Annotated in this window: 18 protein-coding genes and 1 pseudogene; all 19 read left to right on the forward strand. The window is 69.0% G+C overall.

Annotation, left to right across the window (positions count from 1 at the left end; genetic code table 11):
* Window positions 1-1,493 (forward strand): DNA polymerase III subunit gamma/tau domain-containing protein (locus tag CTB96_RS20475; protein WP_486601697.1); only part of this gene is annotated, 1,493 nt, incomplete at its 5' end.
* The gene (gene recR / locus CTB96_RS08125) at window positions 1,494-2,093 is read left to right on the forward strand and encodes a recombination mediator RecR (RefSeq protein ID WP_110126434.1); all 600 of its coding nucleotides are present in this window, start codon (window positions 1,494-1,496) and stop codon (window positions 2,091-2,093) included.
* Window positions 2,094-2,250: 157 nt separating this feature from the next.
* Complete coding sequence (locus CTB96_RS08130; RefSeq protein ID WP_110126435.1) at window positions 2,251-2,847, forward strand: ArsR/SmtB family transcription factor; 597 nt, start codon at window positions 2,251-2,253, stop codon at window positions 2,845-2,847.
* Window positions 2,848-3,029: 182 nt separating this feature from the next.
* Entirely contained in the window at window positions 3,030-4,118 is a 1,089-nt protein-coding gene (locus CTB96_RS08135; RefSeq protein ID WP_219993237.1) for a serine hydrolase domain-containing protein, read from the forward strand.
* Complete coding sequence (locus CTB96_RS08140) at window positions 4,115-4,465, forward strand: hypothetical protein (protein WP_110126436.1); 351 nt, start codon at window positions 4,115-4,117, stop codon at window positions 4,463-4,465. Before CTB96_RS08135 ends, CTB96_RS08140 begins: the two co-directional genes overlap by 4 nt.
* Before the next feature lie 312 nt (window positions 4,466-4,777).
* Window positions 4,778-6,124 (forward strand): Gfo/Idh/MocA family protein, encoded by a 1,347-nt coding sequence (locus tag CTB96_RS08145; protein ID WP_110126437.1) that lies wholly within the window; start codon window positions 4,778-4,780, stop codon window positions 6,122-6,124.
* A 66-nt stretch (window positions 6,125-6,190) separates the two neighbouring features.
* Window positions 6,191-7,153, forward strand: coding sequence for a DUF6807 domain-containing protein (locus CTB96_RS08150; protein ID WP_248283279.1), 963 nt, complete (start codon window positions 6,191-6,193; stop codon window positions 7,151-7,153).
* Complete coding sequence (locus CTB96_RS08155; RefSeq protein WP_110126438.1) at window positions 7,150-8,256, forward strand: Gfo/Idh/MocA family protein; 1,107 nt, start codon at window positions 7,150-7,152, stop codon at window positions 8,254-8,256. Before CTB96_RS08150 ends, CTB96_RS08155 begins: the two co-directional genes overlap by 4 nt.
* Window positions 8,249-8,500: pseudogene (locus CTB96_RS21015) on the forward strand (family 43 glycosylhydrolase); the annotation flags it as partial. The gene CTB96_RS08155 and the pseudogene CTB96_RS21015, both read left to right, overlap by 8 nt.
* Window positions 8,501-9,305: 805 nt before the next feature.
* Window positions 9,306-10,622, forward strand: a complete 1,317-nt coding sequence (locus CTB96_RS08165) for an ABC transporter substrate-binding protein (RefSeq protein ID WP_110126439.1) — start codon at window positions 9,306-9,308, stop codon at window positions 10,620-10,622.
* Between the two features lie 92 nt (window positions 10,623-10,714).
* Window positions 10,715-11,701, forward strand: coding sequence for a carbohydrate ABC transporter permease (locus tag CTB96_RS08170; protein WP_110126626.1), 987 nt, complete (start codon window positions 10,715-10,717; stop codon window positions 11,699-11,701).
* Window positions 11,698-12,609: a carbohydrate ABC transporter permease gene (locus CTB96_RS08175; protein ID WP_110126440.1), complete on the forward strand. Its 912-nt coding sequence runs from the start codon at window positions 11,698-11,700 to the stop codon at window positions 12,607-12,609. The genes CTB96_RS08170 and CTB96_RS08175 overlap by 4 nt, the downstream gene beginning before the upstream one ends.
* A 5-nt stretch (window positions 12,610-12,614) precedes the next feature.
* The gene (locus tag CTB96_RS08180; RefSeq protein WP_110126627.1) at window positions 12,615-13,292 is read left to right on the forward strand and encodes a hypothetical protein; all 678 of its coding nucleotides are present in this window, start codon (window positions 12,615-12,617) and stop codon (window positions 13,290-13,292) included.
* Entirely contained in the window at window positions 13,289-14,314 is a 1,026-nt protein-coding gene (locus tag CTB96_RS08185) for a serine hydrolase domain-containing protein (protein WP_110126441.1), read from the forward strand. Before CTB96_RS08180 ends, CTB96_RS08185 begins: the two co-directional genes overlap by 4 nt.
* Before the next feature lie 16 nt (window positions 14,315-14,330).
* Complete coding sequence (locus CTB96_RS08190; RefSeq protein WP_248283281.1) at window positions 14,331-16,409, forward strand: beta-galactosidase; 2,079 nt, start codon at window positions 14,331-14,333, stop codon at window positions 16,407-16,409.
* Window positions 16,406-17,830 carry a multidrug effflux MFS transporter gene (locus tag CTB96_RS08195; protein WP_181397192.1) on the forward strand — a complete coding sequence of 475 codons (1,425 nt, stop codon included), beginning with the start codon at window positions 16,406-16,408 and terminating at the stop codon, window positions 17,828-17,830. The genes CTB96_RS08190 and CTB96_RS08195 overlap by 4 nt, the downstream gene beginning before the upstream one ends.
* A 155-nt stretch (window positions 17,831-17,985) precedes the next feature.
* On the forward strand, window positions 17,986-19,281 hold the full coding sequence (locus tag CTB96_RS08200) for an aspartate kinase (protein WP_110126443.1): 1,296 nt from the start codon (window positions 17,986-17,988) through the stop codon (window positions 19,279-19,281).
* A gap of 227 nt (window positions 19,282-19,508) precedes the next feature.
* Window positions 19,509-20,579, forward strand: a complete 1,071-nt coding sequence (locus tag CTB96_RS08205) for an aspartate-semialdehyde dehydrogenase (protein ID WP_110126444.1) — start codon at window positions 19,509-19,511, stop codon at window positions 20,577-20,579.
* 50 nt (window positions 20,580-20,629) lie between these two features.
* A complete protein-coding gene (locus CTB96_RS08210; RefSeq protein WP_110126445.1) occupies window positions 20,630-23,035 on the forward strand; it encodes a putative bifunctional diguanylate cyclase/phosphodiesterase in 2,406 nt (801 codons plus the stop codon).
* The last annotated feature ends 9 nt before the right edge of the window (window positions 23,036-23,044 follow it).

The raw sequence follows: 23,044 nt of genomic DNA on the forward strand, positions 1-23,044 counted from the left end.
CCGCGGTTCCGGCGGCCGCGCCGACGGTCGGCGTTCCGGCAGCGACCGCGCCCGCCGGCGCGGGCTGGGCCACCCGGGAGCCCGGCTCCGGGGCTGCCGTCCCGGCCGCCTCCGCGGGAACCGCTGCGTCCTCCGATGCCGCTGAATCCGCTGCATCCACCGATTCCACGTCCGGCACCCGCCCGGCAAACGGCGCGGCCGGGGCCACGTCGTCCACCGGCGCCGGCTCGGCGACACAAACCCCGGCATCCGCTGCGGCGGGGAACGGCGCGGAACCAGCCGCCGAAACCCCGCCACCGGCGGAGCGCGTGGTGCCCGTCGGCCCGGTTACACTCGCCCAGATCAAAGACGCCTGGCCGCAGATTCTGGAAGCCGTCAAGGCCGTCAAGCTCAGCGCCTGGCTCGTCGTGTACACCGCACGCGTGCTCGAACTCCGCGGCGACGACATCCTCGTGCTGTCCTTCCCGAGCGAACAGGACATGCAGGGCTTCAAGGCCCAGCAGGCGCCCGGCCAGGGAGTGAGCGAGTTCCTGCGCGGAGCCATCGTGTCGGTGCTCGGCCTGCGGGTGAAGTTCATCGCCCGCGCCGACTCCGAGGCCTTCCCCGCCGCGCCGACCGATCAGCCGTCCGGCCGCACGTTCACGCCGGCCGCACCCGGCTCGGCCACCCCCGTTACCGGGGCCACGGCAGCCGCCCCCGCTGCACCGTCCAGCGCCGCCGGGTCGACCCCGGCCGCCTCCAGCTCTGCCGGGTCGACCCCAGCGTCGAGCCAGGCCGAGTCCAGCCCGGCACCGTCGGGCACCGCGCCGACCAGCTCGGCACGCCCAGACGCGGTTCCAACCAGGTCCACCCCCGAAGCCTCCGCGCCGTCGACCGGAGCGTCGGCCTTCGGCGCGGCATCCGGCAGCACCGGAACCGCACCGGCGCGCGAGTCAGCGACCGCGTCCGGAACGGCGACCGCCACCTTGGCGCCGCCGGCGACCGCCACCGGGTGGGCCACCGTTGTCATCCCGGGATCCGCGGCGGCGCTGGCGGCCGCAGAGAGCGCCGCCACCGAACCGGCCGTGATCGCACCCGTCGCCGGGTCTCCACGTGCCGACGCTGCAGCGCCAACGACCGCCGCGGCGGTACCGGTCGCCGCTGCCCCGTCCGCAGCCCCGGCGCGGGAGTACGCACCAGAGCCCGACATCGAACCGCCGTTCGACGACGAACCGCCCGCCTACGACGAGTACCCGCCCGACCCGCAGGCGTTCTCCGCGCCGCCGGAACCCGCGCCGGTCACCCGGTCTGCGCCGCAGTCCGCCCCGCAGCCGCCCGCCCGCCCGGCGGCCGCGGGCCCGTCCGGTAACGGCCAGGGCGCCCCCGCGCGCCGCGCGCCGGCATTCGCCGAGAAACAGCGCTACGGTGAGGCCGTCGTGCGTGAGATCCTCGGCGCCACCTTCATCGAAGAGCAGCCGCATGACCCGATCTCGCGACAGAGGAACGATAACTAAATGTACGAAGGCATCGTTCAGGAACTGATCGACGAACTCGGCCGCCTGCCCGGCATCGGCCCGAAGTCGGCGCAGCGCATCGCGTTCCACATTCTGCAGACCAAGAACTTCGACGTGAGCCACCTGGCGAACGTGCTGCTCGAGGTGCGCGACAAGGTCAAGTTCTGCGAGATCTGCGGCAACGTCTCCGAGCAGGACACCTGCATGATCTGCCGCGACCCGCGCCGCAACCCCACCTCCATCTGCGTGGTCGAAGAGGCCAAGGACGTCGTGGCGATCGAGCGCACCCGCGAGTTCAAGGGCCTGTACCACGTGCTCGGCGGAGCGATCAGCCCCATCGACGGCATCGGACCCGACGACCTGCGCATCCGTCAGCTGATGACGCGCCTGGCCGACAACACCGTGCAGGAAGTGATCATCGCCACCGACCCCAACCTCGAGGGCGAGGCCACCGCGACGTACCTGTCGCGTCTCCTCACGACGCTCGACATCAAGGTCAGTCGCCTGGCCTCCGGCCTGCCCGTGGGCGGCGACCTCGAGTACGCCGACGAGGTCACCCTCGGCCGCGCCTTCGAGGGCCGCCGCACCGTCACCTCCTAGCCCCGGCCCATCCGCGCTGAACTGGTGCTCTTTCGCGACATGTGCGCCCGGTGCGCCGGCAACATCTGTGCGGAATGGCAACAGGTGCGCCCGTTCCGGTGGTCGAACTTACGGAATTACGTACACACTCGTTCTATAAGTACGTAATACTAGATGCATGACGTCCCACGGTGATCACGCGAACGAACTCGCCGAACTGCGTGAGCGGGTCGAGGCGCTCGAACGGGCCGTGCATGCCACTCGCGGCGCCGACGCCGCGCCGGGCCAGACCGATCCGGCTGCCGCGGCTGACGGCGTCGAGCGGGCGAGCGGCCCTGCGCCCACCACTCCGAACCCCGGCACCGACGTCTTCTGGGCGCTGAATGGCCTCAAGGCGATGGCGCCGGCGCCCGGCGCTGTGCTCTACACCGGCAATGTCACTCTGCCCGGAGGGGGACCGGTCGACTGGCAGTACGCGCTCACCACCGACGACATCCTCGCCCGCGACTGGAGTCGCCCGGCCTCAGCATCCGCGCTGGCCGCCCTCGGTCACCCGGTGCGACTGCGCTTGCTGCAGGCCATCGGCACCGGCACCGTCGCGGTGGCCGAGCTCGCCGCTCTCGAGGGCGTCGGCACCACCGGGCAGGTGTATCACCACGTCAACCAGCTGATCGCGGCCGGATGGGTGTACTCCACCTCCCGCGGCCACTACGGCATTCCGCCCGAACGCGTGGTGCCGCTCCTCACCGTGATCCTCGCCGCCGGCGGCGTCTGATGCCCATGTCCCCGCCCGCCCCGCCTGCTCCGCAAGCCCGTTCGCAACTGTTGCCCGTGCGGACAACTGTTGCCGGCGCACCGGGCGCCATTGTCCGGAACGGCAACAGTTAGGCGCAGATCCACCCCCGTGCACCACCCATCGGTCCACACCGGCCCGCCGCACCCTGACGGAGGTCTCACTTGAATCGCCCCACCCGCATCCGCCTCATCGCCGCCGGCGCCGCCCTCGCGGTGCTCGCCGGGGGAGTGCTGGCCGCACCGCGGCAACCCACCCTGTCGACGTCGGCGACCGGCGACACCACCCTTGCCCAGCGCCTCGCTGACAAGGCCGCCCTCGAGCCGGGCGCCCGCGACACCCTCGCCACCGCCATCATCGACGCCGACGGCGTCACCTACGCCGGCCTCGGCGCCGACGAGACCACCGAGTTCGAGATCGGCTCGATCACCAAGACCTTTACCGCGCTGCTCCTGGCCCAGGCCGTCGAGCGCGGCGAGGTCACCCTCACCGACCCGGTCGGTCACTACCTCGACCTCGGTGACAGCGCAGCGGCCGACATCACCCTCGTCGAGCTGAGCACCCACCGGTCTGGCCTGCCGCGCATCGCGACGACCCCGTCGGCGCTTGTCACATCGGTCTGGAGCAGCTACCGCGGCAACGACCCGTATCCGTACGACCTCGCCACCCTCCAAGAGCACGCCAGGGCGGCCGGGCTCACCGAGCCCGGTACCGTCGCCTACTCCAACCTCGGCGTCGCCCTGCTCGGCCAGGCCCTCGCCGCCGCGGCCGGAACCGAGTACCCCGCGTTGCTGCAGACCCGCGTCCTTGACCCGCTCGGCATGACCGGAACCTCGATTGCCACCACGGCGGATGCCCTGCCCACCGAAGCCCGCACCGGTTACACCGCCGCGGGCCGCCCGGCCGCGGCCTGGACCATGGGCGCCTACGCCCCGGCCGGCGCCATCCGTTCCACCGTCGCCGACATGGCGCGCTACGGCCAGGCGCTGCTCTCGGCCGACCCGGCGCTCGGCGTCGACCCGGCCGCGGTGCTCAACCCGCAGGGCCCCGCTGGCGCGGGCCCGCTCATCGGCCTGGCCTGGTTCACCCAGGCGCCCGACGACGGCACCGCCACCTGGCACAACGGCGGCACCGGCGGCTTCGCGAGCATGATAGCCCTCGACCGGGCAGCCAACCGGGCGGTGATCGTGCTGGGCAACACCGCCACGAGTGTCGATGCCGTCGCCATGCAGATTTTGGAGGAGAACACGTGATCGCCTGGATTCCCCTCATCGTGGTCGTGGCCTTCGTGGGCGGCTTCGCCGTGTCCGCGTGGTCGCCCCGCTTCGGCGCCGCCCGTGACCGGCTGGCCCTGGCGACGGATGGCTTGACCGCCGCCGGCATCCTCTTCGCCAGCCGGGTGCTCGTGGACTGGACAACGGCCACAGTCTTCGCCTGGTACGCCCTGGTGCTGGTCCTCGCGGCCGCAACCGTGGGCGCCGTGCTCCGCTGGCGCACCCTGCCCCCGCTGAAGGACCCCGCCAAACGCACCAGCCGCACGTGGGGTGCCGGCTGTGGCCTCGCCATCGTGCTGGTCCTGGTGGGAGTGACGACCCTCTAACCGCTGCCGCTCCCGACGCCCGGCCGGCCTGGCCCGGCAGCACTCATCGGGCCCACTCCACACCGAGCTCACGGAAGGTCGCCTGCTCGGTGACGGCGCGCAGTAGGGCTCTGCGTCCGGCGCACCGGCCGCAGAAGTCCGCATCGGCAACAGAAGAGCAGAAAAGGGGGTAGCGGGCGGGCGGCAGCGAATCGCACTGGTCATCGGCGCGCTGCGCCCCTAAGCTGAGATAGCGCTTTCCCGCAGTGGACACAACGGCGTCGACGAACGCTCGCCGGCGGGGAGACACGACGACGAAGCGAGGATATTGCAATGACGCACATCGAACGTTACGGATTGATCGGCACGGGCAGCCGAGCGGGGATGTATATCGGCGCCCTCACCGGCGAGCACTCCGGTATCGCCGAGCTGGTGGCCTGGAGCGACATCAACCCGGGGCGGGTCGACCTCTACGAGCGGGAACTGCGCGCTCTCGGCGCGAAGGTCCCGGTGCGCTACACCCCCGACCAGTTCGAGGACATGATCCGCACCGAACGGCTGGATCGCGTGATCGTCACCACCCCCGACTACACCCACGCCGACTACGTGTCCCGGGCCCTTCGCGCCGGGGCGGATGTGGTGGTGGAGAAGCCGCTCACGATCAACCCTGCGGGCCTGCGTCAGATCGCGGAGGCGATCGCCGAGAGCGGCAAGGAGGTCATCACGACCTTCAACTACCGGTACAGCCCCCGAAACAGCGCGCTGCGCCAGCTCATCGGCAGCGGCGCCATCGGCGACGTCACGTCGGTGCACTTCGAGTGGGCCCTCGACACCGTGCACGGAGCAGACTATTTCCGCCGCTGGCACCGCGACAAGGCCAACTCAGGTGGCCTGCTCATCCACAAGGCCTCGCATCACTTCGACCTGGTCAACTGGTGGATCGCTGCGGCGCCGGTGCGGGTCTTCGCGAGCGGCGGATTGCGCTTCTACGGCGCTGAGAACGCCCAGGCACGCGGACTCGGGCGCCGGCCGGAGCGCGGCACCGGCGTCGTCGGCGATCCGTTTGCGCTCGACCTCGCCAAGGATCCGCGCCTGAAAGAGCTCTACCTCGATAACGAACACTACGACGGCTACATTCGCGACCGCGACGTCTTCGACACCGGGATCAGTATCGAAGACAATCTCGCCCTGCTCGTCGACTACGATTCCGGGGCCACGATGAGCTACTCGCTGAATGCCCACAGCCCCTGGGAGGGCTACCGGGTGACGGTGAACGGCACGGCCGGGCGGGCCGAGCTGGAGGTCGTCGAGCGCGGAGCCGCGCTCATCGAAGACGACGGCACCGTCGTCGTGGACCCGAGCGCCACCCCGGAGGGCGCCACCGTCGACCCGGTTCGCCCCAATGGGGAACGTCTCGTGCTGCAGCGGCACTGGGAGGCCGCCCAGGAGGTACCGATCCCGGCAGGCATCGGCAGCCACGGCGGCGGGGACGCCTTCCTGCTGCAGCACCTCTTCAACCGCGTGCGGGTCGATGAGCCGTTGGGCCGCGTTGCCGGCTACGCCGATGGCGTGCGCGCCGTATCGGTGGGCATCGCCGGCAACCAGTCCCTGGCCACCGGGCTGCCGGTGGCCATCAGTGATCTCGCGGTCACACCGCAGTTGGCCGAGCTGAACCACTGACCGCCCGGCTGCTGGGCAATCGCTCTGCCGGCAGCTCCAGAGACTGAGCGACGGATGCGAAAATCAATGATGATGCAACAGGCCCCGCCCGTGAACCGCGATATCGACCTGCGTGGTGAGCAACCGGGCAGGCTCGTCTTCGACCGGGGCGGACTGGTTCTCGCCGAGTACGTGTACGAGCCTCAGGACGCACAGCTTGAATCTCCGCGCCCGTACCTGAGCCCGCTCCGCACGCTGGGCGGTGAGGTCGTTTCGCTGTTCCGCCCGCACGATCATGTCTGGCACAAGGGCATCGCCTGGTCGCTGCCGGTCGTCGGCGACGAGAACTTCTGGGGTGGCCCGACGTTCGTGCGGGACGAGGGCTACGTGCAGCTCGCCAACAACGGCACCCAGCAGCATCTCGGCTTTCGCGAGACCAGTGGGGGGTCGCAGGCCAGGGTGCGGGAAAACCTCGACTGGATCACCGAGGCCGGCGTGCGACTCTTCTCCGAGGAGCGCGAGTTCAGCTGCGAGATCATCGACGACCGGTCCTGGGTGCTGGTCTTCACGACCACCATGCGCAACGAGACCGACGCGACCATCAGCATGGGCTCGCCGACCACCCGCGGCCGCGACAACGCCGGCTACGGCGGCCTGTTCTGGCGCGGACCGCGGTCGTTCACCGGGGGAGCCCTGCACGCGCCGGGTGGCAGCGGCGGTGAGGAACTGCGCGGCACCCGCGAACCCTGGATGGGCTTCTCAGGCCAGCACGACGGAAGCGGTGCCTGGTCCACCATCGTGATGGTCGATGACCCCGCCAACCACGGGTCCCCGCCGCAGTGGTTCGCCCGCACCGAGCTTTTCGCGTCCCTCTGCCCGGCGCCGTTCTTCAGCACGGAGGTGCCCGTGGCCCCCGGCGAGAACCTCCGTCTGCGCTACGCGGCGGTGATCGCCGACGGCAACAGCGACCACGATGATGCCGCCCAGCTCGCCGCGGCCGGCCTGGCCGCCCTCACCTCGTTCCCACCGCAGCGGAAGGTTGCCCCATGACCCCCATCCGTCCGCCCCTCACCGTGGCCATCGTCGGCACCGGGGCGATCGCCGGCGAACACGCGCAGGTACTCCTCGCCTACCCGGGCGCCGAGATCGTGGCCGCCGTCGATATCAGCGCCGACAGCGCCGCCGCCTTCGCCGCCCGCTGGGGCATCCCCGCGACCTATGACACCGTCGATGAATTGCTCGCCGCCGGTCCCGTCGACGTGGTGCACGTGTGCACGCCCTCGGGCTTCCACGCCGCCCAGTCCATCCTCGCCCTCGACGCCGGGTCGCACGTCGTCGTCGAAAAACCGCCGGCACTGTCGCTGGACGAGCTCGACGCGATGACGGATGCCGCCGCCCGCAACCACCGCGAGCTCGCCGTGGTGTTCCAGCAACGCTCGGGCTCCGCGGCCGCCCACGTGCACGGCCTGCTGGCCGCCGGCGCGCTCGGGCGCCCCCTGGTGGCCACCTGCCAGACGCTCTGGTACCGGGAGCCGGCCTACTTCGACGTGCCCTGGCGGGGGAACTGGGACGACGGCGGCGGCCCCACGGTCAGCTTGGGCATCCACCAGATCGACCTGCTCGCCTGGCTGCTCGGCGACTGGGCCAGTGTTCAGGGACAGCTCTGGCGGGTCGCCCGGGATGTGCAGACCGAAGACGTCTCGACGGCCGTGGTCACCTTCGCCAGTGGCGTGGTCGCCTCCGTGATCACCAGCGTGCTCTCGCCGCGCCAGTCGAGCTACATCCGCATCGACACGGAGAAGGCCACCATCACGGTCGATCACGTCTACGGCCACGGGCACCACAACTGGTCGATCACGCCGGCGCAGCACGTGCACGAGGCCGAGTCCGCCCGCTGGGCGCTGCCGGCCGTGGAGGTGCCCAGCGGGCACGATGTGCTGCTGCGCGACATCTACGACAGCCTGCAGGCCGGTGTCGCCCTTCCGATCACCGCGCGCACCCCCGCGGTGGCCTTCGAGATCGCCACCGCCGTCTACTCCTCGGCCGCGACCAATCGGGTCGTGACACCCGAAACGCTCCGGGACGATCCCGACCGCTGCCGCAGCTTGGAAAGCCCCGTCACCGTGCTGCGCGACCCGGGCACCAGTGCCTGAGGCGCCGCTCTTTCGCGACCCGGTCTTCGACGGGGCCACCGACCCCACGGTGATCCGCCACCGGGCCACCGGCCAGTGGTGGATGTTCTACACCCAGCGCCGGGCATCCGTGGAGGAGCCGGGGGTGGCCTGGGTGCACGGCAGCCGCATCGGCGTGGCCGTGAGCGACACCGGCGACGACTGGTCGTACCGGGGCGTGCTCGACGGCCTTGACGACCGGCCGGGAGACAGCACGCACTGGGCGCCTGAGGTGATCTGGGACGGCACCCGCTACCGGATGTATCTCACCATGATCGATGGGATCCCCCAGCAGTGGGCCGGGCATGCGCGGCACATCGTGGAGTTCCAGAGCGATGACCTGTGGGGCTGGACCCGGGTGCAGACGCTCGACCTCAGCAGCGACCGGGTGATCGACGCCTGCGTCGAGCGGGGCGACGACGGGATGTGGCGGCTCTGGTACAAGGATGAGGCGGCCGAGTCGACCACCTGGTTGGCCGACAGCGCCGACCTCACCGCGTGGACGGTACAGGGCGTTGCCCTCGCCGGGCGCCCGCACGAGGGCCCCAACGTGTTCAGCCTCGGCGGCTGGTGGTGGCTGATCGTGGACGAGTGGCGCGGCCAGGCCGTGTACCGCTCGTGTGACTGCCTGGCCTGGCGCCGGCAGGGCGGACCGGACGACGTGATCCTCGGCGCACCCGGCCGGCGACGGGACGACGCCACCTTCGGTCGGCACGGCGATGTGGTCGTCGACGGCGACCGGGCCGTGTTGTTCTATTTCACCCACCCGGGCTGGGATGGCTCGGAACTCGGCTCGGTGGACACCAGGGCCGCCCGGGAAAGTGCTATCCAGGCGGCGATCCTGCGGGTGGTCGACGGGGTGCTGCACTGCGATCGCGACGACCAGACTGCACTGCGGCTGGGCAATTCCGCCGCCGATTGTTATAACGATTCAAATTGCCCCTTGACCCCCGGGGTCGTCACGAGTTAACGTGGGCAAACGCTTTCCACAGCGGGCACCCAGCAGACAATGATGTTTCCGGAGGACACAGATGTTCAAATCCCACAAGCGCCGCGCTTTCTCGGTCGCCGCGATCCTGATGACGAGCGCACTGGCCCTCAGCGCCTGCTCGGGCGGCAGCGGTGCCGCCGGCGGTGACACCGCCAGCACCTACGACCCCGACGAGAAAGTCACCCTGAACCTCGCCTTTTGGGGCAACGACGTTCGGGCTGCTTTCTATGAAGAAGCCATCGCCGCGTTCAACGAGGAATACCCGAACATCACGGTGAACAGCTCGTTCCTCGGATTCCCCGAGTTCTGGGAGAAGCGTCAGACCGAAGCCGCCGGCGGCGGTCTCCCCGACGTGATGCAGTTCGACTACTCCTACATGCGTCAGTATTCCGAGAACGGCCTGCTGCTGGACCTGGACCCCTACCTGGGCAACATCATCGACACCGAACCGCTGTCCGAGAACATCCTTGGCATCGGCGTCGTCGACGGCGTGACCACCGGCATCCCCACCTCGACCAACGCCTGGGCGATGTACCAGAACCCCAAGCTGCTCGACCAGATCGGCGTCGAGGCGTACGAGGGCGGCGGCAGCTGGGACGACTATGCCGAATGGATGCAGACGGCCACCGACGCCGGTGAGGCCTCCGGTATCTACGGCGGTTCGGACTGGGGCGGACGCATCCAGAACTTCGAACTCCAGCTGCGCGCCGAAGGGTCCTTCCTGTTCAGCGAGGACGCCGAACCCGGCTTCGATGAGGCAGATCTCACCAAGTTCTGGGAGGAGAGCGCCCCCCTGAGGGACGGCGTCGTCATTCCCCAGCAGCGCCTCGAAGAGGTCTACCCGCTCGCCGGCTTCGACACCGCCCAGACCGTGAGCGAGCTCACCTGGGACAACTTCGGTGCCGCCTACCTCGGCGGACTCGGTGAGAGCTACACCGAACTGGGCCTGGTGGCCCCGCCCGTGACGAAGGAAGGCGCGAAGGACCTCTACCTGAAGCCCTCCATGCTGCACACCATCTCCGCCAAGACCGAACACCCCGAAGCCGCCGCCACCCTGGTGAACTTCCTGATCAACTCGCCCGAGGTCGGCGCCATCTTCGGCACCAGCCGCGGACTGCCGGCATCCGAGACGCAGCTCGAAGGAGCGAAGCTGGACGGACTCGACGCCCAGATCCGCGACTACGAGGAATCCATCGCTGACCGCCTCGGCGACGCCCCGCCGGTGCCGATCATCGGCGCGGGCACCCTGGAGGAAAAGTTCCGCCAGATCGGTACGGAACTGGGCTTCGGCACCATGACCGTCGACGAAGCAGTCGACCAGTTCTTCAACGAGATGGACGTCGTCCTCAACCAGTAATCAGCGGCTCGTTCGGGGCCCGGGCTCGGGCTCGGGCCCCGGACGTGTCACAGAGATCGGAGAATAGTGTGACGATCGAGAACACGGCTGCAGTGACGCAGCCGACCACGTCCGGCCCAGCCGGCGACAGCAGTGCACCGGCAGTGTCCCCGCCACTCCGACGAGCGTCCGTCAGCACGGGTCGGCAACGGGCGAACCGACGCGAGAATGTGGCCGGTTACGGGTTTCTCCTGCCGTGGCTGATCGGGTTCCTCGGTCTCACCCTGGGCCCCATGATCTACTCGCTGTACCTGTCTTTCACCAAGTACAACCTCTTCGCCGCACCGAAGTTCGTCGGCTTCGACAACTACATCCGCATGTTCACCGAAGACCCCCAGTACATGCAGTCGGTGCAGATCACCCTGGTTTACGTGCTGGTCGGCACGCCGGTCAAACTCGCCGCGGCGCTGGGCATCGCGATGCTGCTCAACTACCGCAACAAGGGATCGGGCTTCTTCCGCTCCTCGTTCTACGCTCCGTCCCTCATCGGGGCATCCGTTTCGGTCGCCATTGTGTGGCGGGCGATGTTCTCCGGCGGCGGCCCCGTCGATACCTCGCTGAGCTTCTTCGGCATCAACCTCGGCGGATGGGTCGGCAACGTCGCCCTGGTGCTCCCGATGATGATCCTGCTCGCCGTCTGGCAGTTCGGTGCGCCGATGGTGATCTTCCTCGCCGGCCTGAAGCAGGTTCCTCAGGAACTCTACGAGGCCGCAGAGGTCGACGGCGCAGGTCCCTTCCGCAAGTTCCGGTCGGTCACCCTGCCCATGCTGAGCTCGGTCATCTTCTTCAACCTGCTCCTGGAGACGATCCACGCCTTCCAGGTGTTCGCCTCGGCGTACATCATCTCAAACGGGTCGGGCGGGCCCGCCGGCATGACCAACTTCTACACCGTCTACCTCTATAAGCGGGGCTTCGCCGACGGACAGATGGGCTACGCCGCGGCGATGGCCTGGGTACTGGTGATCGTCGTCGCGATCATCGCGTTCATCCTCTTCCGCACCTCGAACCGCTGGGTTCACTACGCCGGAGAAAGCAAATGAGCACCATCGAAGTCGACCAGGCCGAAGCCCTCCAGGTGCAGACCCAACCGGCCCCCCGCCGGCGCAAGATCAAGCGCAAGACGGTGAACACGATCATCTGGTTCGTCGTTCTCGCCTCGATCACCGCCGTCATCCTGTACCCGCTGCTCTGGCTGGTCGTCTCCAGCTTCAAGCCGTCCAGCGAGTTCGGCCAGAATCCCGGCCTGATTCCGGACAACCCCACGATCAACAACTACATCAAGGTCGTCGAGGGCATCGGCGGGATCCCGCTCTGGCGGTTCTTCGCCAACTCCCTGCTGATCGCCCTGTCGGCCGTGGTCGGCATCCTCATCTCGGCGTCGCTCGCGGCCTACGCGTTCGCCCGGGTCAAGTTCAAAGGTGTCGGCATCCTGTTCGCCTGCATGATCGGCACGATGCTGCTGCCGATCCACGTGATCATCATTCCGCAGTACATCATGTTCCAGAAGCTCGAGCTGATCGACACCTACGTGCCGCTGATCCTGCCCAAGTTCCTGGCCACCGAGGCGTTCTTCGTCTTCCTGATGGTGCAGTTCATCCGCAACATTCCCCGGGAACTGGACGAAGCGGCCCGGATCGATGGCGCCGGACACCTGCGGATCTTCTTCAGCATCATCGTTCCGCTGATCAAACCAGCCATGATCACCAGCGCGATCTTCGCGTTCATCTGGTCGTGGAACGACTTCCTCGGGCCGCTGCTGTACCTCAACTCGCCCGAGAAGTATCCGCTTCCGATCGCGTTGCGGCTCTACAACGACGCCTCATCCACCTCCGATTACGGTGCCACCGTCGCCGTGTCGCTCCTGGCCCTGCTACCCATCCTGATCTTCTTCGTGGTGTTCCAACGCTTCCTGGTTGACGGCGTGGCGACGCAGGGGCTCAAGGGCTGATGACGATGACCAGCAGGCCACCCGGCCAGATCCGGCGCTCCGCGGCGGCGGCCCGTCGGGCGGCCGCCTCGGGAAGCGGGCCCGTGCTCGGTGAGACGTCCGCCCGGTTCCCGGGCGCACAGAGTCGGTTCGGCCTGCTGGGCGAGGTGTTGACCGTGGGCATCCTCGTGACCGTCGCCTCACTGCCGTTGGTCACCCTGCCCGCAGCGCTCGCGGCCGGCACGGCGCACCTGCGCCGGTTCCTGCGGGCCGAGGAAGCGTCACTGGCCACGTCCTTCGCCGACTTCAAGAGGGCACTCGCCGGCGGCGGCCTCGTCGGGATCGCCACGATCGCATTGACCCTGGTGCTTCTGCTCGACATCGACCTCGCCAACTCCGGTGCCCTGCCCGGCGGCCCGCTGGTCGGCGTGGTCGGCTGGCTCGGCCTCGCCGGGGCGGGCCTCGCACTGTTCACCGCGGCGGGTCTGTGGACCCCGGCGGCCGGATGGCGGGGCGCGCTCACGGCGCTCCCGGCAGCCGTTCGCAGCGATCCCGCGGGAGCGGGGTACTCGATCGTGACCGGTGTTTTCGCCGTGGTCGTCACCTGGCAACTCGTCCCGCTCGTCGTACCGGCCCTCGGCTGCATCGTGCTCGCCATCGTCGCCATCCCGGAACGCCCCCGCCGCGGCGACCGGGAAGCATGACCTCCCCGGCCGGCTTCGGTCACGCGTTCGACTGGGTGGCCCGCCAGGTCGCCGCCGGCGTGCTCCCGTCCGCCGTCTTCGGCATCGCCGACTCCACTGGAGTGCTCGCCCTGGACGCGTTCGGTGCCAGCGGTACCCGCACCGCCACGGTGACCGACCACTATCCGCTCTTCTCCATCACCAAACCGCTGGTCTCGCTGACCGCGCTGCGGGCCATCGAGCGCGGTCTCCTCACCCCGATGACACCGCTCAGCAGCGCGCTACCCGGTTTCGGCGTCGGCCGCACCGACTCGGTGCGTCTCGGGCACCTGCTCAGCCACACGTCGGGCATCGCCGAGCCGCCGCTACACACCCCTCTGGGCCTGGAGGCGTCGATTCTCGGCGCCGACGCGGACTTCGCGGCCGGAACGATGTCGCGCTACTCCACCATCGCCTTCGCCGGCGTGCAGGCGCTGGTCGAGCACGCCACCGGACGGACGCTGAACCAGGAGCTCGATGCGCTGGCCGCCGCGGCCGGCATGCCCGGCCTTACCTTCGACGACACCTGCGACCCGCACCCCGTGTTCGACGCGGAGCAGGAAGGGCTGGACTATCCGGCCCTCAAGCGGCTGCGGCATCCGGGCGCGGGGTTGTTCGCCACCGCCGGCGACCTGCTCGCCCTGGGATCAGCATTGCTCGCCGACGACGGCCGGGTGCTGCATCCCAGCACGGTCGGTGCCATGCTGCGGCCACAGACCACCGGGCTGCCCAAGCTCGCACCGTACCTGGCCGAACGCGGGCAGGACTGGGGGCTGGGCTGGAACCTTCGACACAGTGCCCCCGGGTTGCTGGAGCGACGCGTCTACGGGCACGGCGGATGGGCGGGCACCGAGTTCTGGCTCTACCCGGCGCTCGGCGTCTGCTTCGTGCTGCTGACGAATGTGGCCAGCCCCTCCCGACTGGGCCTCGACATCGATCAGCTGCACAACGCGGTCGCCGCAGGCACCGGGCCGGCCACACGCTCCGCACCGTTTTCCCACTGACCCCACCCCTCACGCCGTGGACGCGGCAGAACAGGCGCGAATCATGCACTACGGCGGCGACTACAACCCCGAACAATGGCCGGAATCGGTATGGCACGAAGACGTGCGGCTGATGCGCGAGGCCGGTGTCACCATGGTGAGCCTCGGCATCTTCGCCTGGAGTCGCATCCAGCCCGCCGAGAGCGAGTTCGACTTCGACTGGCTCGACACCATCATCGACCTGTTGCATGCGAACGGCGTCGCCGTGTGCCTGGCCACCGCCACCGCCTCGACGCCGCCGTGGGCAACATCGGCGTACCCGGAGATGCTGCCGCAGAACGAGAACGGCACGGTCTACTGGCCGGGCAGCCGGCAGGCCTACGCCCCCACGTCGCCCGTCTACCGCCGGCTAGCCTCCGAACTGGTCACCGCCATGGCCGAGCGCTACGCCGGCCACCCGGCGGTCGTGCTCTGGCACGTGAACAACGAGTACGGTTGCCACCTCAACTACGACTACTCCGACAACGCGGCCATCGCCTTCCGGGCGTGGCTGGAGGCGAAGTACGACTCCATCGACGCGCTCAACGGGGCCTGGGGCACCGACTTCTGGTCGCAGCGCTACACCGCGTTCGACCAGATCACACCGCCACGGAAGGCACCGTACAGCCACAACCCGGCCGGTCTGGTCGACTTCCGCCGGTTCACCTCCGACGCCCTGCTCGAGCTGTACCTGATGGAGAAGCGCATCATCCGCGCGGCCGGCGCCGAGCAGCCCGTCACCACCAACTTCATGGGCGCATTCCCGCCGGCCGACTACTGGCGCTGGGCCCAGGAGATGGACGTCATCACCGACGACTGCTATCCGGACCCCAACGATCCGGAGTCATTCCGCGCGGCGGCGTTCGCCCGCGACCTGATGCGCTCGCTCAAGCCCGATGTGCCCTGGCTGCTGCTGGAGCAATCATCGAACGCCCTGAACTGGCGGCCGACCAACGCGCCCAAAGCGCCCGGCCAGATGGCGGCGTTGACCGCCCAGGCCATCGCCCGCGGGGCCGACGGCATCATGTTCTTCCAGTGGCGGCAGTCCCGGTCCGGCTCAGAGAAGTTCCACTCCGCGATGCTGCCGCACGCCGGTACCTCCACCCGCACCTGGCGGGAGGTCGCCGCGCTCGGCGCCGAACTGGGTGCGCTGCCGCCGCTGCCGGCGGGCAGCCGGGATGCCCGGGTCGCGCTGGTGTTCGACTGGGAGAACTGGTGGGCGTTGAGGAACCCCGACCACCCGATTGCGCTGGACTATTTCGCCATCCTGCAGGACTGGTATGCCGTGATCCACCGGCAGCACGTGCAGGTGGACTTCGTGCTGCCGACCAGCGACCTCTCCGGGTACGCCGTCGTCGTCGCGCCGGAGCTGTACCTGCTGCGCGCCGAGGGCGCGGCCAACCTGACCGCGTTCGTCGAATCCGGTGGCCACCTGTTGGTCACGGCGTTCAGCGACATCGTCGACGAGAACGACGCGTTCCGACCCGGCGGATACCTCACCCAGCTCGGACCAGTGCTGGGCATCACACTCGAAGACTTCGGTGCGCTCGCCTTCCCGGCCGCCGTGAGTGCGACCGGGCTCTCCGCCGGCGACACCGCCGGCTCGACCCCAGGCGCCGGGGGACCCGGCCAGAACAGCGCTCCGTTCGACACCCCACAGGGAAAGGCCATCGGCCAGCTGCTCGCCGAGGAGATCCACCTCGCCGGCGCCGAGCAACTCGGCGCCTTCCGCGGCGGTCGCCTCGACGGTCGCCCAGCGTTCACCGTGCACGCGGTCGGCTCCGGCCGGGCGTACTACCTGGCCACCATTCCGGATGCGGCGGGCAAGCAGACCGTCACCGGCCAGGTCATCGAGGCCGCCGGCGTCCAGCCGGTGCTGCCCGGCCTGCCCGAACTCGTCGAGGTCGCCCGGCGCGGCACCGTGGTCACCGTCATCAATCACGGCCCGGTCGCCGTGCAACTCGACCTCACCGGGATCGAATTCGGCACGGGAGACGCGGTCGCCGGCCGCATCCTGGAGCCGTTCGGCTACCTGCTGCTCGATACGACAGACGAAGCGGTCGGCGCCCATCTGTGAACGAGCGATTCGCGGCCGACGCGCCGTTTCGCGCCCGGCGCGCCACCCGCGCGGCGGCGACTGACCCGCGCTCGCCAGGCGCCGCCGTCGAACGCTCGAGCGGCGACCACCCCGCCGTGGCCGGTCCGCCAACCGGGCCGGTGAGCGTCCTTTTCGAGTCCGGCCTGGCTGCGGGAGGAGCTCCACCGGCCGGGCGGTCCGGGCCGGCCGGGCGCAGTCTGGCGGTGCTGATCGTCGCGCTCGGGCTGCTCGGAGCGATCTGGCCGCTCACGATGGACCTCTACCTGCCGTCGTTCGTGCAACTCGAGGGGGACTTCGGCACTACGGCGTCCAACGTGCAGCTCACCCTCACGGCGGCCTTCATCGGCATGGGCCTGGGCCAACTGGTGGCCGGCCCGATCTCGGATGCGGTCGGGCGGACCCGGCCGCTCGGGGTGGCGGTGCTGCTGTACTGCCTGGCCTCCCTCGCCTGCGCGTTGGCTCCCACGATCACCCTGCTCATCGGCGCTCGGTTCCTGCAGGGGATGACCTCCGCAGCCTGCGCCGTGATCTCGATCGCGATCGTGCGCGACGTCGCCGTGGGCGACCGGATGCTGATTCTCTCGGCCCGGCTCTCGCTCGTGTCCGGGGTCTTCGTGGTGGGGTCACCGGCCCTCGGCGCACAACTGCTCACCATAATGAACTGGCGCGGCCTGTTCTGGACCCTCGTCTGCTACGGACTCCTGCTCGTGGTGATCGTGGCGGCCGTGCTGATGCGTCACGAGACCAACCCGCCGGCGCGCCGGGCGCTTCGGCGCACTGTGCGTTTGCGCGATGACTACCGGGCGCTCGCCGCCGAGCGACAGTTTCGCGCGGTCGTGCTCGGCGGCGGGCTGCTCTTCGGCGGCATGATGGCCTATATGGCGTCGAGTTCGTTCCTCTTCCAGGGGGTTTTCGAGCTCACGCCGACAGGGTATGCGATCGTCTTCGGCGGCCACGGCGTGCTCATGATCCTGGGCGCGCAAGTGGGAGCCCGGCTGGCCCGGGCGTTCACACCCCAACGCATCCTCTTCCTCGGTCTGGCCGGCCTGGTGGGGAGCGCCGTGCTGCTGTTGGGCAGCGTGGCGCTGCTGCCGCAGCTCGGCCTGTGGGGGTTCCTCGGCCCGCTGCTGGGCTTCGTCACCGCGTTCGGGCTCACCAATCCGGCGCTGAGCACGGTCGCGCTTGCACCGCACGGACTGCGGGCGGGCACCGCGGCATCCGTCCTGGGCGCCTCGAACATGGCCTTCGCGGCCTGCCTGGCCCCGCTGGCCGGTCACTTCGGCGTGCAGACCCCGGTGCCCACTGCCGCCATCATGGTCGTCGCCGCGACCACGGCGGCCACGGTGTTCGCCGTCGGCTTTCGTCGTGCGCGTGTGCGCTCCTCCCGCGCGCATCCGTAATCACGTGCGTCTGGTCTGGTCTTCGCGGTGACGCGCGTGTCCGGCCTCGCCCCGGCGCCGGATGCGGGGCGTCACATGAACGATCAAGAATACGAACGCATTTAGGATGGGAGCGCGGGCTGTGTCCGCGTACCCGGAAACCCAGGAGTGCCCACGTGAGCCTGATCGTGCAGAAGTTCGGCGGATCATCCGTCGCCGACGCCGAGAGCATCAAACGCGTTGCCAAGCGCATCGTCGACACCAAGAAGGCCGGCAACGACATCGTCGTGGCCGTCTCCGCCATGGGTGACTCCACCGACGAGCTGCTCGACCTCGCCCACGAGGTGACGCCCATCCCGGCGCCCCGCGAGCTCGACATGCTGCTCACGGCCGGCGAGCGCATCTCCATGGCGCTGCTCGCCATGGCGATCAAGAGCATGGGCTACGACGCCCGCTCGTTCACCGGCAGCCAGGCCGGCATGATCACGGATGCCCAGCACGGCGCCGCGCGCATCGTCGACGTCACCCCCGGCCGGCTGCGCGACGCGCTCGACGAGGGCGCCATCGCCATCGTCGCCGGCTTCCAGGGCTTCAACCGCGACACCAAAGACATCACCACCCTCGGCCGTGGCGGCTCCGACACCACCGCGGTGGCCCTCGCTGCCGCCCTCGGCGCCGACATCTGCGAGATCTACACGGATGTCGACGGCATCTTCAGTGCGGACCCCCGCGTCGTGCCGCGCGCCCACAAACTCGACCGGGTCTCCAGCGAAGAAATGCTCGAGCTGGCCGCCGCCGGTGCCAAGGTTCTCTACATCCGGGCCGTGGAATACGCCCGCCGGCACGGGGTCACCCTGCACGTGCGGTCGTCGTTCAACAACAACACCGGCACCATCGTCTACAACCCCGCCGCCATCAGCCCGTACGCCGCCGCAGTATTGAATGGAGAGACAGTGGAAGAGCCCATCATCGCGGGGGTCGCCGCCGACCTCAGTGAGGCCAAGGTCACGGTCGTCGGTGTTCCCGACATTCCCGGCAAGGCCGCGCAGATCTTCAAGATCGTCGCCAAGACCAACGCGAACGTCGACATGATCGTGCAGAACGTCTCGGCGGCATCCACCGGGCTGACCGACATCTCGTTCACCCTGCCGAAGTCGGAGGGCCAGCAGGTGCTCACAGCGCTTACGAACGAGCAGCAGAACGTGGGCTTCGCCGGCCTGCAGTACGACGACCAGATCGGCAAGCTCGCCCTGGTCGGCGCCGGCATGCGCACCAACACCGGGGTCTCCGCCAAGTTGTTCGAGGCGTTGTTCGAGGCGGGTATCAACATCGAGATGATCTCCACCAGTGAGATCCGCATCTCGGTCGTCACCCGCGCCGACACCATCAACGAGGCGCTTCGCGTCGTGCACACCGCCTTCGGCCTCGACTCCGATGACGAAGCCGTCGTGCACGGCGGCACCGGCCGCTAGCCCGCATCCGCCCGGAACGGCCAACTGTCGCCCGCTTCGGCGACAGTCGCTCCTCCCGCTCCGGGCGAAAGCACGAGTCGTTCCCGCGGCATAACTCCTGCAATTTCTGCCAAAATCGGCCTACTCGGCTGGTTTCGGCCGCGAACGGGGAGAATTGCAGGAGTTATGCACAGCGCACCCCGGTATCGCACCCCGGTTCGAGATTTGACTGAGTTAGGAACCCACCAGTGACCAGCACCGCCACCACCGCAGGCATCAACATCGGCGTCGTCGGCGCCACCGGCCAGGTCGGCGCCGTCGTGCGTCGCCTGCTGGAGGAGCGCGACTTCCCGGTCGCCAGCATCCGCTACTTCGCCTCGGCGCGCTCCGCCGGAACCACCCTGCCGTGGAAGAACGAGCAGATCGTGGTGGAAGACGCCGCGACCGCCGACCCGACCGGCCTTGACGTGGCGATCTTCTCGGCCGGCGCCACCCTTTCCAAGAGCCAGGCGCCGCGGTTCGCCGCGGCCGGTGTCACGGTGGTCGACAACTCCTCCGGCTGGCGGATGGACCCCGAGGTGCCGCTCGTGGTCAGCGAGGTCAACCCGCACGCGATCGACCAGGCCGTCAAGGGCATCATCGCCAACCCGAACTGCACCACCATGGCCGCCATGCCGGTGCTCAAGGTGCTGCACGACGAGGCCGGCCTCGAACGGCTCATCGTCAGCACCTACCAGGCGGTCTCCGGCAGCGGCCTGGCCGGCGCGCAGGAACTCGCCAGCCAGATCCGCGCCGCCGCCAGCGACGACAACCTCTTCCAGCTCGTGCACGACGGCTCCTCGGTGAGCATGCCGGAGCCGACCATCTACAAGCGCCCGATCGCGTTCGACGTCATCCCGCTCGCCGGCGCGATCGTCGACGACGGCTCGTTCGAGACCGACGAAGAGAAGAAGCTGCGCAACGAGAGCCGCAAGATCCTCGAACTGCCCGAGCTCCTCGTCAGCGGCACCTGCGTGCGCGTTCCGGTGTTCACCGGCCACTCCCTCTCGATCAACGTGGAATTCAGCAAGCCGATCTCGGTGGCGCGCGCCACCGAACTGCTGTCCACCGCGCCCGGGGTGCAGCTGAGCGACATTCCCACCCCGCTGCAGGCCGCCGGCGCCGACCCGAGCTTCGTGGGCCGCATCCGGCAGGACCCCGGCGTGCCGAACGGCCGCGGCCTGGCGCTGTTCATCAGCAATGACAACCTTCGCAAGGGCGCCGCACTGAACGCCGTGCAGATCGCCGAACTGCTCGCGGCGAAACTCGCCTTGGCGTAGTTTCCCGCGGGACGCCAAGTCTCGGCGTGCACTCCAGTAGTGTCAGAACAGTGGAGACCATCAAGGGGGCGACTGCCGTGCGGCGGCTGGTTTTCGGCGTCTTCACGCTTCTCGCGCTGGCGCTGATCGTGGGGGCCGTGATCGATTTCACGGTGGACCATCTCGCCCAATGGCCGATCGCCGTTTTCGGCGTGTTGTGCGCCGGATTACTCGATGTTCCCCGACTTCGGCTGGGCAGCGTGCCGCACCGCACGCCGATGGTCAGCCTGCCGATCGTGGTCGTTCTGGCCCTTGAGCCGGTGTTCCCGCCGATCGTGGCACTCGGGCTGACCTGCCTCGGTGTGCTCCTGGTGGGGCTGATGCGCACCCGGCGACCTGAGGTCGCGCTGTACGCCGCCGGCATGGTCGGCATGGGCGGCCTCGTCTCCATCGGTGTGCTGGTCACCCTCGAACCGTTCGGCTTGCCGGTCTTCCTTCTCACGGCGGTCGTCACTCTGGGCTACCTGCTCACGGTGATGCTCATCGAAGGGATCCGGCGATACGTCGACCGGTCCGACGCCGAGCGCGGCGCGGAATCTGCATACTCGCTGCCCAGAGTGGCCCTCGTCTTTGTCAGCTACGCCGTGCTGTGCGCCCTGATCTCGGAGTGGAGCCACCCGTTCGTCGACGTGCGCAACTCCTCCATCGCCGCCGCCGCCACCCTCGTCCCGCTCGCAGTGATCGGCGCCTGGGCGATCCTCATCCTCCGCGCCCGCGCCATGCGCCGGCGGTTGGCCGGGGTGGTCGCCGGGGTCATCGAGCTGAACGCGACCAATCACTACACAAAGTCCGGCGGCGAGGTCTCGCCCATCACCATCGCCCCGGCCAACACCAGCGCCGATCTCGCCACCGTGCTCCTGAGCGCGGTGTCAGCCACTGTCGGCGTCGAGTCCGCCAGCATCCGCAGCGAGCCCGCCGGTCGGGGCGAAATCGACGCCCCGCTGGCCATCAGTGTGCTCGGCGGTCAGTACCTGGTCGCCCGCCGCGACGTGATGGACTTCCCGTTCACCACCGACGACCGCCGCGCCCTCGAAGCCCTCGCGCACACGGCCGACGTGGTCTTCACGGCCAGGGAGAGCATCGGCGGCCTCACCATCCGCGCCAACACCGACCCGCTCACCGGGCTGCCCAACTACGGCGCCTTCCAAGACGCCCTCGCCAATATCAACGACCACCGCGACTACTCCGAAGCCCTCGCCGTGCTGTTCATCGACCTCGACGACTTCAAACGGATGAACGACCGCTACGGCCACCAGGCCGGTGACGAGATCCTTAGCGAACTCGGCCGCCGGCTGAGCGCCGTGGTGCGCCCCTACGACGTCGTCGCCCGGGTCGGCGGCGACGAGTTCGTCGTCATCCTCACCCGGCTGTCCTCCCTCGCCGAGGCGAAAGTCCTTGCCGAACGCATCATGGAGGCCAGCGGCGAACCCCTCGCCGTGGGCGGCACCGTGCTCAACCCGATCCTCAGCATCGGCCTGGCCTACTCCGCGCACCGCGAAACGGATGTCAACCAGCTGCTCCGCGACGCCGACCGCAGCATGCTCGCCATCAAGAAGTCCCGCCGCCGTGGCGGCCCGGCCAACGAGAGCAGTATCAATATCTCCGGGCACCGCTCCTCGCAGATGAACGACATCGTGGCCCGCGCCATCGACGAAGACCTCCTGGAACTGGCTTTCCAGCCCATCGTGAGCCTGGTCACCGGCCAGATCTGGGCGTTTGAGGCCCTGGTGCGCTACACCGACCCCGAGCTGGGCCCGCTGTCGCCGCCGTCGCTGGTGGAGAAGGCCAAGAGCCTGGGCCGGCTCGACGCGCTCACCCGTCAGGTGGCGCTCAAGGCCATGGCCGCCGCGGCCGACTTCCGGTTGATCGAACCGCGCATCGTCTGTATGACCATCAACGTCGAGGCCGGCCAGATCCTGCCGCAGCGGGTGGGCACGTTCGTGGAAGAACTGGCCGACCGCTACCCGGGAATCTCGCTCTGCCTCGAGCTCAACGAACGCTCCGTCGCGCGGGTGTCCACCGCGGTGCGCGCCCAGGCCGACCACCTGCGCGACATCGGCATAATGATCGCCCTCGACGATTACGGCTCCCAAGACTCCTCGGTCGACGCCCTAGTGCGCATGCCGATGGACATCCTCAAGATCGACAAGAGCCTCGTCGACGACCTCGATGACGTGCGCCAACGCGAAGTGCTCACCGCCCTGCAGGGTTTCGGCGATAACCTCGAGTACTCGATGATCGTCGAAGGCGTCGAGAATGAGGCCATGGCCGAGCACCTGTCCCTGCTCGGCATCCGCAGCGCACAGGGGTTCCACTACGGGGTTCCGCGCAGCTTCGAAAAAACCCTCGCCCGGCTCGAAGAGTTCGGTGCGGCCGCTGTTCTGCCCGTGCGCGCCGCGGTTGAGCCCGCCCGGTAAAGCGAGGGT

It is taken from the genome of Cryobacterium arcticum (assembly GCF_003185895.1).
Taxonomy (GTDB): Bacteria; Actinomycetota; Actinomycetes; order Actinomycetales; family Microbacteriaceae; genus Cryobacterium; species Cryobacterium arcticum.